10 protein-coding genes are annotated in these 12,579 nt (G+C 47.8%); 7 read left to right on the top strand and 3 right to left on the bottom strand.

Annotated features, from left to right (window positions below):
* Window positions 1-36: 36 nt before the first annotated feature.
* The gene (gene radB, locus ACSAZK_RS10340) at window positions 37-750 is read right to left on the bottom strand and encodes a DNA repair and recombination protein RadB (RefSeq protein ID WP_440954062.1); all 714 of its coding nucleotides are present in this window, start codon (window positions 748-750) and stop codon (window positions 37-39) included.
* 611 nt (window positions 751-1,361) lie between these two features.
* On the opposite strand from radB, the gene ACSAZK_RS10335 reads away from it, so the two are divergent.
* The 5 genes from ACSAZK_RS10335 to ACSAZK_RS10315 all read left to right on the top strand — a co-directional run bounded on the left by ACSAZK_RS10335 (window position 1,362) and on the right by ACSAZK_RS10315 (window position 10,107).
* Complete coding sequence (locus tag ACSAZK_RS10335) at window positions 1,362-1,613, top strand: glutaredoxin family protein (RefSeq protein ID WP_048182139.1); 252 nt, start codon at window positions 1,362-1,364, stop codon at window positions 1,611-1,613.
* A 34-nt stretch (window positions 1,614-1,647) separates the two neighbouring features.
* Window positions 1,648-3,975: an anaerobic ribonucleoside-triphosphate reductase gene (gene nrdD / locus ACSAZK_RS10330; protein ID WP_440956997.1), complete on the top strand. Its 2,328-nt coding sequence runs from the start codon at window positions 1,648-1,650 to the stop codon at window positions 3,973-3,975.
* Window positions 3,976-4,035: 60 nt separating this feature from the next.
* Window positions 4,036-4,806: an anaerobic ribonucleoside-triphosphate reductase activating protein gene (locus ACSAZK_RS10325; protein ID WP_440954061.1), complete on the top strand. Its 771-nt coding sequence runs from the start codon at window positions 4,036-4,038 to the stop codon at window positions 4,804-4,806.
* A 739-nt stretch (window positions 4,807-5,545) separates the two neighbouring features.
* Entirely contained in the window at window positions 5,546-6,628 is a 1,083-nt protein-coding gene (gene thiL, locus ACSAZK_RS10320) for a thiamine-phosphate kinase (protein ID WP_440954060.1), read from the top strand.
* A 206-nt stretch (window positions 6,629-6,834) separates the two neighbouring features.
* Window positions 6,835-10,107 carry an S-layer protein domain-containing protein gene (locus tag ACSAZK_RS10315; RefSeq protein ID WP_440954059.1) on the top strand — a complete coding sequence of 1,091 codons (3,273 nt, stop codon included), beginning with the start codon at window positions 6,835-6,837 and terminating at the stop codon, window positions 10,105-10,107.
* 109 nt (window positions 10,108-10,216) lie between these two features.
* Here the strand turns inward: ACSAZK_RS10315 and ACSAZK_RS10310 are convergent, their stop codons facing one another.
* Together ACSAZK_RS10310 and ACSAZK_RS10305 are read right to left on the bottom strand one after the other, a co-directional pair.
* Complete coding sequence (locus ACSAZK_RS10310) at window positions 10,217-10,342, bottom strand: hypothetical protein (RefSeq protein ID WP_440954058.1); 126 nt, start codon at window positions 10,340-10,342, stop codon at window positions 10,217-10,219.
* A 149-nt stretch (window positions 10,343-10,491) separates the two neighbouring features.
* Window positions 10,492-11,013, bottom strand: coding sequence for a helix-turn-helix domain-containing protein (locus ACSAZK_RS10305; RefSeq protein ID WP_440954057.1), 522 nt, complete (start codon window positions 11,011-11,013; stop codon window positions 10,492-10,494).
* A 351-nt stretch (window positions 11,014-11,364) separates the two neighbouring features.
* Between ACSAZK_RS10305 and ACSAZK_RS10300 the strand changes: the two genes are divergently transcribed.
* Entirely contained in the window at window positions 11,365-12,387 is a 1,023-nt protein-coding gene (locus ACSAZK_RS10300) for an ABC transporter substrate-binding protein (protein ID WP_440954056.1), read from the top strand.
* A 39-nt stretch (window positions 12,388-12,426) separates the two neighbouring features.
* A complete protein-coding gene (locus ACSAZK_RS10295; RefSeq protein ID WP_440954055.1) occupies window positions 12,427-12,579 on the top strand; it encodes a hypothetical protein in 153 nt (50 codons plus the stop codon).

Below are 12,579 nucleotides of genomic sequence, written 5' to 3'. Positions count from 1 at the left end.
AGAACCTATCACCGAGAATCTACAACGGAGAATCTATCATCGGAGCCCTTCCGCCGTAATCGTGAACTTGCAGCTTGAGCCCTCAGGGCGGGAGCGGTGCTTAAAGAGAATGGCGCGCCTTTTCCCCTCGCCAGTGCGTTCGAGCTGGAGGATGGTCTTTGAGATGTGTTCCATTGAAGTGCCGCCCAGGGGACGAACTCCGCCGGCGCTGATGTCGGAATAAACCTGGTTAGTTATGACTGCGGCAAAGCCGAATTTCCGGGCCAGGGCGTGGAGGAAACCGATCTGGCTTGCCAGTTCCCGGCGGCTTTTCAGGCTCTTTTCGTCATCCTCAAGTTCGAACCTGTAGTAAGCTGTGGCAGAGTCCAGGACAACGAGCCCTATGTTCTCACCGGCTATCTTTTCCACCTCCCTTACTGCCGCATATTGTTCTTCAAAGTTCAGGGGCTCGTAGATTATTATTTTCTTTGCAATTTCCTTTGCGTTTTCCCCGGCAATCTGCTTGAAACGGGAAGGGGAAAGCCCTTCGGTATCGATAAAAATGACCTTTTGCCCCTGTTTTACACATTCTACGGCAAGCTGGATGCAGACATTTGTTTTTCCGCTTCCTGCAACCCCGAAAATCTGGGTTAAGATTCCTTTTTCAAAACCTCCTCCAAGTAGTTCGTCCAGGGGTTTGCAGCCGGAAAGCAGTAATTTTTCTATGGAATGACACCTCTTTTTACACTTGACAGAGGGTATAACAGACAAATGATATAACATTTTTTTGTAATTAGTTTTTTTATTAAGTGTGATGTCCCCCGGAGAAGAGGGGGCGAAAAGTTGAATAAGTAAAAGGGTCCAGAAACTCGAAACCCGGAAAGCCTGAACAAAACAGCGAATATGTTGAAGTAATAATAAATGTGGAAAAACTGATAAGTTAAGAACTGATAAACTGAAGAACCAGTAAATTGGAAAATACTGAAAAACGTAGTTCACCTAATTTGTGACCAGAGATGGTAACAAACTAATATTAGTTGTATACAGAACTGGAATGAAAAAGCGTTATTAAGCTCCAGAACATTTAGAATATCTACACGAAAAGTTGAAAATATCCATTCCAGAAAATGAGAAAAACGAGATCAAATGGGGTCGCCTTCCTAAAACTGCTCTCCATGTCCCTAGATTGCGGACACGGAAATTTGCAAGATATAGCTTGAGAGTCAGCTCAGGAACGGCAACTCGGGTGGGGCTTTGTTTTGTTACTGCGATGCACTTTGCATCCGGACGCTCACCCCCCACACACTAGAAATAAATGAAATATGTATGGAGAAATACAATAAATAAATACCATAAATAAAATGTAGAGAGGGTCAGGAAGCATGTCAAAAATAGTAGTCTATACAACAGAACGCTGCCCGAAGTGCAACAAGTTAAAACAGTTTTTGAAAACAAATTCAGTGGACTTCGAAGTCGCGGATATGTCCACCCCGGAAGCCCTCACCGAACTGCGCTTCAATGGGGTATTTACGGTAACAGCACCTGTTTTACAGGTCGATGACACCTTCTTAACCCATGGAGAAATATTCAACGGTGATGAAGTGAATCCGGAAAAATTCCAGGGCATCCTTTAAGGGTCCCTGAAAACAGCAAGTGAAGATGAGTAAAATGACAGGCGACACTCTCTTATCCGATGGCCAGCTCTCCGATGGCCAGCTCTCCGACAACCAGCCAGTACAAAAAACACTTGACGGGCTGTCCCTTCCCTCCCTCCCGAAGGTCAGGACAACAGACGGATTTATAGTTAACTGGGACCGGAACATCATTGTGAACCAGCTCCTGAAAGAAACAAAACTCAGCGAGATCTTTTACAACAAGCCCGCGATCACGAAAGAAGAAGCTGTCGATATCGCAAAAGAGGCTGAAAGAATCATCCGCAGGATGAACGCAAAGTTCCTCTCAGGCCCCCTGATCCGGGAAATCGTGAACACCATTCTCCTTGAGAGGGGACATGTGGAGTGGAGGAATATCATGACCAGGGTCGGGGCCTCGGTCTACGATGCATATGAAATTGATACGGGATACGGTTTTGAGGCAAACGACAACGCCAACCAGCTCAACAATGCCGAGACCTCCCACAAGAAAAAAGCCGACAAGATGTCCAAAGAACAGAACCTCCTGCTCATGCCAAAGGAACTTGCCGACCTGCACCTGAACGGGGACTTCCATATCCACGACCTTGAATACATGGGGACAAGGCCATTTTGCCAGGACTGGGACCTCCGCTACTTCTTCTACTACGGGCTCATGCCCGACGGGGTAGGGACCCAGTCAAGTGTGGCAAAACCCGCGAAGAATGCCGAAGTCGCATTCCTCCACGCAGTGAAAGCCATGGGCTCGGCCCAGACGAACTTTGCAGGCGGGCAGGGTTTTTACAACTTCCTGACATTTCTGGCACCCTACCTTGAGGGCAAGTCCTACAAGGAAATCAAGCAGCTCATGCAGATGTTCGTCTACGAGATGATGCAGATGATGTGCGCCCGGGGAGGACAGACCGTATTTTCCTCCGTACAGCTGTCCCCCGGCATTCCAAAACTCTGGAAAGACAAACCTGTAGTTGCTATGGGCAAGGTCTGGAACGGTAAACAGGCACCTCTGCGGACCTACGGGGAGTTCGAAAAGGAAGTGCGCCTCGGCTTCAAAGCCCTCATGGACGTCATGCTCGAAGGGGATGCCTGGGGCAAACCCTTCAGCTTCCCGAAGCCCGAGATCTCTCTCGAACCGGACTTCATGGAAGAAAATGAGGAATTCAACAGGGAACACCCGGAAATTCCGACATATAAAGAGCTTTACAGGATGACCTTCGAACTGGCTGCCAAATTCGGAACGCCGTATTTTGACAACCAGCTTCCGGAATACAGGGGAGCAGGGGAAGGCATTTCATGCTACCAGTGCTGTGCCTATCAGTTCTCCGCAAACCCCACCGATGATGAGGAATTCAATAACAAGCTCTATTTCGAGGACGGAAAGCACTTTTCCATGGGTTCCTGGATGGTAATGAGCCTTAACTGTCCCAGAGCAGCTTACAAAGCCGAGCAGGACGATGAAAAGCTCTTCAATGAGCTGAAGTTTCTGATGAACAAAGCCATTGAAGTTTTCAAGATCAAGCGGAGATGGATGAATAGCCTCATAAAAATGAACAGGATACCCTTTGCTTCCCAGCGCCCGAAAGACCCGAACACGGGAGAAAAAGGCGCCATGGCAGTGGACTTCGACAGCCTTGTCTATACAATCGGGGTTGTCGGGATCAACGAGATGGTCCAGTACCACACCGGGTATCAGATGCACGAATCTCCTGCCGCGTACAAGCTTGCGATCAGGGCGATGTTTGAGATGAAAATGTATGCCCAGAAACTCTCAGAGGAAACAGGCATGGAAATCGCCCTTGCAAGGACCCCTGCGGAAACCACGGCCCAGCGCTTTGCGGTTTCGGACATGCTCCACAAAGAGTACGCAGACAAAGCCGACCTCACTATCAAGGGAAACCTGGACGCTGCAATGCATGAAATCCACGAAACCCATGACCTGCCCATCTACTATACGAACGGGACCCACATCCCGCCGGGAGCCGACATTTCCCTGGTGGACAGGATCAACTACGAGCACACTTTCTTCCCGGTCGTGGACGGCGGAAATATCATGCACATCTGGCTCGGGGAAGGCAACCCTGACCCTGACGGCCTGCAGGAACTTGCAATGCACATCGCAAAGAACACACAGACAGGTTACTTTGCCTTCACGCGGGACATGACGGTCTGCACGGACGGTGGCTATGTAGCCTCAGGCCTCCTGGACAAATGCCCGAAGTGCGGCTCGGAGAATGTGGAACACCTCTCGAGGATCACAGGGTACCTCCAGCCCGTAGACGGCTGGAACAAGGGAAAACAGCAGGAACTCCTGGACAGGAAACGCTATGGGACAAGGAACCTCCAGTGAGGTTTTTTTAACCCCTTCTTTTTTAGTACCAGAAAAAAACGGCAAGGAAGAATAGTTGCTATGAAAGTAAACTACGCAGACACGCTTTCCCTCTCCACCATGGACTGGACGGGAAAAGCAGCAGTCACCGTCTTTTTCCGGGGCTGCCCCCTTCGCTGCCCCTACTGCCAGAACCACTCCTACCTTGAAGAGCCAGACCTGAAAGAACTCGGTTTCGTGCAGGAGCAGATCAAAAAGTCCGGACCCTTCGTGAGCGCAGCCGTGTTTTCGGGAGGAGAGCCCCTGATGCAGGCGGCAATCGTACCCCTGGCAGGGTTTGCAAAGGAACTCGGGCTTTTTGTGGGCATCCACACTAACGGTTATTATCCGGAAAGGGCTGCCGAGCTGCTCGAAAAAGGACTGGTAGACAAGTTCTTCATTGATGTGAAAGCCCCCCCGAATGATCCCGGACTTTATGGAAAAGTCGTGGGCTGGGGAGAATACGAAGCTGTCAGGAAAAACCCGGCAGAAATTGCAGCCGCAGTTGCAAAAACAATCGAGCTCGCAGCTTCCGGCAGCTCCGAACTGGAACTCCGGACAACCCTTATCCGGGACTTCATCGGAAGCAAAGAAGAAGTAGCCCAAATAGCTGCCTGGATTTCGGAAAATGTTAAAAACCGGGAAGTCAGCTACGTGCTCCAGCAGGGCGTTTGTGAACACAGCATGCGGGAAAGCCTCCGGGAAATCCAGTTCCTGGACAGGGAAGAAATGCTTGAACTCGGGAAAGTAGCGAAGCAATTCCTGGAAAATGTAAGAATCCGGACAACGGAAGAAGGGGAAGAGGAAGTTTAAGGAGAAGAAATTTAAGGAGAGGAAGTTTGATCCTCCTTCTTGAGGATTTCAAATCCCAAATCCCTTTGATTAAGGATTTCAAATCCCAAATCCCTTTGTGTAAGGATTTCAATTTCCGGAAGACCTTTTTTGCTTTAGATATCGAGTCCCGGGACATTCACCGACCGCAGAGCGGAGCGAGGTGGGCGGCCTTTCCAAAATGTAAATTAATAAGATATTACCCAGTTTAATAAGATTCTACCAAATTATAGTCAAATACCCAAATTCTTTCACCAATCTCAAGTGAAGGTTTAAACCACCGAAAGCACGGAAAACACGGAATAAAGGAAACCGGGGCACAATCCTTCCGTGCTTTCCGTGTATTCCGTGGTTATAATATAAGTGTAAATATTTACATCCGGGACTATAAAAAGATTTTACCCAGTTTAATAAGATTCTAAAGTTTTTTAGCCCAAACTCGAAGTTTTCCTCATCTATTTTTAAAGAATTAGGGTTTAAGGTTCAAACCAATTTGAAGTTTACAAAAGTCTTATACCTGTAGCCGATAAACGGTACTGTAACAGTGATAACCGGAAATCCCATAAAATTTTTCGTGTAACCCTTGCAGTTACAAAAATTACATAAGCAATAGAAACTCAGTCCATTTTAGCTTTTAGTCCGGGCTATATCAACCCCTATGCTTATCCTATCCCCCCACATTTACTTTACAAAACTAAAAACCCTTTACGACCCTGTTATCATGAACGCGAAAAAAGTCTCTTCTATCGGGGAACGTGCCCTGATTACCCGTCTGACTGAAATATTCAAATCTCCTGCAGGAAAAGAGGTCCTGGAAGGGGCCGGGAGCGATGACTGCGCCGTCCTTGACCTCGGCGGGGAGGACTGCCTGGTCATCAGTACCGATATGCTCCACAGGACAACGGATTTTCCTGAAGGGATGAGCCCCTGGCAGATGGGCTGGATGTCCGCAGCCGTAAACTTCAGCGACATTGCAGCCATGGGCGCAAAACCCCTGGGGATCCTGACAGCAATCGGCATGCCGGCTGAGACCGAAATAAGCTTTGTTGAAGAGCTTGCGAAAGGCATTCGGGCCTGCGCCGAATTTTGCGAAACTGCCGTGATAGGAGGCGATATCGATACCCACGAAGAACTTACCATCACGGGAACTGCACTTGGCCGGATGAAGAAAAACCAGCTGCTCCGAAGAAGCGGGGCAAAGCCCGGAGACCTTGTCTGCGTAACCGGCTATGCCGGATCTGCCGGGGCAGCCCTTGAGGTTCTCCAGTTGAAACCGAGGGGGCTTGAAAAGGCTGGTGAACAAAATAATAGCCCGACAGGTGAACAGAAAAATGAACAGGGAAATGAAAAGAAGGCAAGCGAAACCCTGATCAAAAGCCTGCTTGAACCCGTGCCCCGCACGAAAGAGGCGCAGAAACTGGCAGCCTCAGGTTCCGTCACCTCCATGATGGACACCAGCGACGGCCTTGCCATGTCCCTCCATGACCTTGCACAGGCAGGACAGATAGGATTCAAAATCCGGGAAAACTCCCTCCCAATCCTCCCGGAAGTCCGGGACTTTGCCTCAACTCCCGAAAACGACCCTGAAAAACTGCTGGAACTTGCCCTTTACACAGGCGGGGATTTCGAACTCCTTTTCACAATCAATCCCGAACGGCTTAAAAAAGTACAAAATATATGTAAGTTAAGCATCATAGGAGAATGCACTGAATACGAAAAGGGAATTTGGCTTGAACGCCCCGACGGCAGCATCATCCCCGTGAAACGCCGCGGATACCAGCAATTAAAAGCCGAAAACAATTGACCAGCCCACCCCCATGAAAATCAACATTAAGCGGAAATACTAAAAAATTCAGGATTATAAAGATAACATTAAAAACATTGGCTGATAAACCTACAAATTATCAAGCGAAGTAGAAAGAAATCCAACTAGATTACTATTAAATTTACACCGAAGTTTACCCAGAATACACAAAAATTACATTTACACAAGGTTCAGAAGGTTCGTACATGAATAAAACAAAAATGAAAATAATTGTAGGAGTCCTATTGCTAGGGCTATTTTGCGGAACCGCATTTGCGGCTCCGATTATAGATAGCTCTACGCCTTCAAACAAAGATATTGAAGTGGACATTGGCACAGACCAGGATTTTGAGGTCACATTAAATGAATCAGGAAACGTGATATGGTACGTCAATGACACAGATGACAATGTCGAATCTCAAACAACTGATTTTGCTGACCCCACTTCCAGTTTCACATATACCGTAACAGACACTGTTAAACGCATTATCAAAGCTGTTGTCGAAGGGAATGCAAATGCCAGCCCTGAAACATGGGAAATACAGGGAACTATACCGGCAGTGGAAATCGATGACTTCTACCCGACCAAAGGTGATGACGGCTGGGACGAAGAAGACGGAGATTTAATAAAAACAGTGACCCAAAGCTCTTCAAACAGTACATTCGACTTTAACATTACCGTAAGCCAGAACTGTACAATTGAATGGAACGTGGAAGATTCGGATGGCAATTCAGTAGGAGACACCGAAAAAGATGAGGGTGTCACATTCTCTGAATTTGACTTTGATGCAGGAGAAGTGATTGACGAATATACAATAACAGCAACTGCCACCCCCAACGTGGGAACGAGCGTATCACAATCCTGGATTGTCAAAGTTGTCCGCAAAGGATATTCCTCAGGGAACAGGATCTGGGAAGAAGGCCTTTCCACCACCTATACCTGGGATGCCCTGAGTTATTCAGGCTTTTTCTATGACCTTGACGATGGGGAATTCTCGGAAGAATTGACCATCACAAATATAGAAAGAAATATAGACGAAGGGAATATCGAATACTCAACAGAGCCTATGGAGACCGATTTTGAATACAATGACTGGGAATCTTACCAGGTAATCGGTTTCATGGCAGAAAAGTACTTTGCAGGGTATACGGAGAACAGCACCCCTGTTGATGAGGATATCAGCCTTATCAAGGAAGGCATACTTGCCAAAGTGCTCACTGATACTGACGACAAAGAGTCCGCTTACTCCGGTTCTTCCTTTATCCTTGAAGACGGATATGCCCTGAACATTGTGGAAGTTGATGTTAATGGGGACACTGTCTGGATCCAGCTCGAAAAGGACGGAGACGTCGTGGATGACGATTTCCTTTCCTCTAACGATGATTACGTTTATGAAGCTGACCTCGGGGACGCGGATGATGTGCCCATAATCATTGCCCACATAGGAACCGTTTTTGCGGGGCAGGAAACATCTGCTGTATTCATAGAAGGAATCTTCCAGATCTCGGACAACTACGTCGAAATCGAAAGAGGAGACAGTTTCGGAGAAATGGAAATTACCTCCGTGTCCAGCTCCAGGATCGAGATGGAAAATGAAGATGACGTCAACCTCGATGAGGGCGACACCATCGAACTCATGGGTAAGATCCTGATACAGGTCGCCGATGACAGCACCCTCAGGTTTGCACCTTTCGTGGACATCTCGGAACCCGGGACCTACGAACTGCGCGGGACAGTCTACGACGAAGATGTAGACGGCGACTCCCTCCCCACCTGGACACCTTTCAACTTTGAAGGTTTCTATTATAACATTGACGAGGGAATCGGGACCGAAGAGCTGAGGATAGAAGATGCAGATCTTAGCGACAGAGAAATTTCCGAAGGACAACTGATTTATGAAACTACCCCCCAACCAGTGGAATTCGAACACAGTGACTGGGGAGATTTCGAAGTCATTGGTTTCATGGCAGAGAAATACTTCGCAGGGTATCCTGAAGATGCAGTTAATGGAGAAATTGACGAGGTGAGCCTCCTCTCAGACAACATCCTTACAAAAGTCCTGACTGACACCGATGACAAAGAGTCCATGTACTCCGGCTCAGCCCTGATCCTTGAAGAAGGCTATGCCCTGAACATCAAAGAAGTCGATATTAACGGAGAGGTCGTCTGGGTCCAGCTCGAAAAGGACGGAGATACGGTTGACGACGCTTTTGTCTCTTCAAACGAGGCGTATATCTACGAAGCCGAACTTGGAGATGCCGAAGACGTACCCCTGATCATTGTCCACTTCTCAAACGTCTTTGCGGGTGGTGAAACCAATGCCGTGTTCGTTGAAGGTATCTTCCAGATTTCTGATGACTACCTTGAAATTGAAGATGGCGACACCTTTGGAGAGATGGAAATTTCCATTGGATCGAACAAGATCACGATGGAAAACGAAGATGACATCAACCTTGATGAAGACGAGACAATTGACATCATGGGAGAAGTCAAGTTCAAGACCGCCGATGATAACACTGTCAGGTTCTATCCCTTCGTTGAAGTCGAAACCGAAGGCGGAGCCAGCAGGGAACTCAGGATCGATGTGCCTGACGAGATCATTGAGGACGAGGAGTTCACGATCGAAGTAACCGCCGGCGAAGACGAAGTTGAAGACGTGACAGTGAGGATCGACGGGTCTACCGTGGGCAAGACCGACGAGGACGGGGAGGTCACTTACAGCGCCGACGCAGGCACCTACAAGGTCACCGCCGAAAAGGACGGGTACACCACCGCAAATACGAACATCGAAATCATTGAGCCTAAGATCAAGATGACCGTCAGTGTCTCACCGAAGACGGTCTATGTAGGAGACACGATGACCATCGAGGTTCTCGAGGCAATCGGAGGAGACCCGGTTGAGGACGCAGAAATCGCCATTGACGGCGAGTTCCTGAAAGAGACCGACAAGGACGGAACCGTCACCTACTCCACAGACGAGCCCGGTACGATAAAGGTCAGTGCTACCAAGAAGGGCTATCTGGACGAGAGCACAAACGTGAAGGTAAGGGAGCTTGAAGCAATCTTCGTATACTCCAACCTGGTGATCGACCCGCTTGAGGTGAGAGCTGAAAAAGAGGCTACCATCTCAGTGGATGTTGAAAACACGGGCAACGCCGCAGGAGACACCAATGTGGAGCTTGTTGTGAACGGAACGGTTGCCGGCTCCCAGACCATTTCCCTTGGCATAGGGGAAGGCACCACCGTTACCTTCAAACACGCAGAAGAAGTGCCCGGAACCTACAAGGTTGAGGTTGGCGGAGAAACCGGAACCTACACGGTACTCGAAAAGAGTTCTGGCCTGCTCTACGGCCTTGGAGCCCTGATCCTGGCAATCGCCGGAGGAGCTGCCTACATGTTCACAAAAGGCGGCTGGACCGTTGCAATGGTTCAGGAGAAAGTACAGGAACTTCTCGATTCCGTAAAACCAAGGAAGTAAAACCCGAAACGTCAAAAAAGTAAAAACAAATTTCAAGTGCCCGCGTTAATATTGAAGACGCGGGACTTACCTCTTTTTTAAAATTTGTCCCTCTTTTTCAACAACGTTTTCAATAAAAGTTTTCAACAACGTTTTCAACAACGTTTTCAACAACGTTTTCAACAACGTTTTCAACAACGTTTTCAACAACGTTTTCAACAACGTTTTCAACAACGTTTTCAATAAAAGTTTTCAATAAAAGTTTTCAACAACGTTTTCAACAACGTTTCCAATGACGGTTTTTAAAAAAGATTTCAGGAAAAATTCCCTGCTGAATTTTTAATGAAATGTTCGGGGAAAATTCCTGCCTGATAAGTTTCCTGCCTGATAAGTCCGGAAAATACGTCATTCCATTTTCTTCATGGCAAGTGCGATGGCGTCCAGCAGACTGCCTTTTGGGATGATGGTTGTGACCGGGATGTTCAGGATCTTTTCTACCGTGGGGCTTACGATGGGAGCACAGACAAGGGCTTTGGCCCCGTCCCTTTCGGCATGTACGGCTGCAATAATTGCCTCTTCCATGGAAGTTGCCGAGTACTCCCTGATAGTCACCAGCCTGCCTGCTATCTTTTTCTTTGTCTCCACTATGTTATCGAGCACCGAGCGGGCAGCGATAACCGCGATAAATTCTCCACTATCGGATTCCTTGATTTCCCGGATAGTCTTCACTATCTGGCGCAGGGTCTTTATGTTCGGGTCCCTGTTCCCTGAAAGGATCTTGTAGAGGGTGCTTGGGGGGATGTTTGCCTGTTTGGCAAAATCAACAGCAGTGAGGTTCAGATCTTCCTTAATTACAGTGGAAAGAGTTTTTTGAAATACTTCGTCGGATTCAAATGCAGCTTTAATAACCTTGTCTGCAACATTCATGGAAACGCTCCTGGGATACTGGATAAAAAAACTTGAATGATTTTAAAGAATTTACATTTTTTAGGGATTTTCTTCCAAAATGAGAAATATAATCAGATATATTAATACATATGGGTCATAATCCGAGGGCATTTGAGAAAGTATATATAGTAAATTTCAACGAATAATAACACATAGAAGAATATACCCCTTTATTACTCCACGTTTACCAATTTTGACCGGGATTTTCCGATGAAAAATCCGTCTACCAGCCTATAAACCTTAGTCATAAACCTTTACTGTGAAACCCTTATTGAGACTGAAACCTTTATTGAAGAGTGTTAGATAGTGGAAAATTATTGAGGTGAGATTTTGAAAAAATTAGGCGTATTGATCCTTACATTATTGCTTGTTGCGTCTGCTTTCGTGTCCGGCTGCGTATCCGATGAGGAAGGCGGAGCTGAAGAGGACTCAGAAGAAGCTCCTGCAGTTACGGAACTGAACTTCGGGTACCAGCCAAGCACACACCAGGTTGCGTACATGACAGCCATGGAAAAGGGCTGGTGGGAAGAAGACCTGGCTCCTTTCGGAGTGGAAAAGATCAACGAATACGAATTCCCGACGGGTGCTCCTGAAATGCAGGCCATGCTCGCAGGGGACCTGGACGTGGCTTATGTCGGAGCGGCTCCGGTGATCACTGCGCTTAGCCAGGGGCTTGACGCAAAGATTATTGCTGCAGTCCAGATCCAGGGTTCAGACCTGGTTCTTCGCCCCGAATTCGAGTATGAGACCCCCCAGGACCTGGAAGGGCTCAGCATCGCTACTTTCCCTCCGGGAACCATCCAGGACACCCTGCTTCGCAACTGGCTTCAGGAAAACGGGCTTGACCCTGATACGGACGTAGACATTAAGGCCATGGGTCCCGGAGAGGCCATCAGTGCCATTTCCGCAGGAAGTGTGGATGCAGTCTTCCTGCCCCATCCTGCACCTGCAATCATTGAAAGTGAAGGGAACGGACGCTCAGTTGTGGCCTCGGGAGAGATGCAGGCAGACCACGCCTGCTGCGTACTCGTGGCAAGCGGAGAGCTGATCAGAGGACAGCCCGAACTCGTTGAACAGATTGTCGCAACCCACATCAAAGCAACCGAGTACAACAAGAACAATGTGGACGAAGCCGCCCAGATCTTTGCCGATAAGACCGGCTGGGAAGTTGAAAAGGTGGAAAAGTCCCTTGCCGACTGGGACGGCGCCTGGATCGCTGACCCCGAACTGATCGCAAATTCAACTGTCCAGTACACCCAGGTCCAGTACGAACTCGGGTACATCCAGAAGCCTCTGACAAAAGAGGAAATCTTCGATACAAGCTTCTATGAAGCAGCTTCACAGGAAGAATAATGCCGGAGTTCACAGGAAAAACAAAAAAAGCTACGAAAATTGATAAAAACTGATAAAAACAGCTGTCCCTCATATAGGGGCAGCTTAGCCTCATTTTTAATGAAGAAAAGATTTGAAGGACGAAAACCCCTTTCTGGAAAGAAAATTTCAGATTCGGGATTACTTTTCGGAATAGAGAAGCTAGAAGGTTAA

Origin of the sequence: Methanosarcina sediminis (genome assembly GCF_052056915.1) — an archaeon.
Taxonomy (GTDB): domain Archaea; phylum Halobacteriota; class Methanosarcinia; order Methanosarcinales; family Methanosarcinaceae; genus MTP4.
The sequence above is the reverse complement of the archived record's forward strand: the minus strand, read 5'-3'. Positions and strand labels throughout refer to the sequence as shown.

Coding starts and splice junctions, on each gene's coding strand:
- ACSAZK_RS10335 (WP_048182139.1), top strand. CDS start 1,362: ATGTCAAAAATAGTAGTCTATACAACAGAACGCTGCCCGAAGTGCAAC.
- nrdD (WP_440956997.1), top strand. CDS start 1,648: ATGACAGGCGACACTCTCTTATCCGATGGCCAGCTCTCCGATGGCCAG.
- ACSAZK_RS10325 (WP_440954061.1), top strand. CDS start 4,036: ATGAAAGTAAACTACGCAGACACGCTTTCCCTCTCCACCATGGACTGG.
- thiL (WP_440954060.1), top strand. CDS start 5,546: ATGAACGCGAAAAAAGTCTCTTCTATCGGGGAACGTGCCCTGATTACC.
- ACSAZK_RS10315 (WP_440954059.1), top strand. CDS start 6,835: ATGAATAAAACAAAAATGAAAATAATTGTAGGAGTCCTATTGCTAGGG.
- ACSAZK_RS10305 (WP_440954057.1), bottom strand. CDS start 11,013: ATGAATGTTGCAGACAAGGTTATTAAAGCTGCATTTGAATCCGACGAA.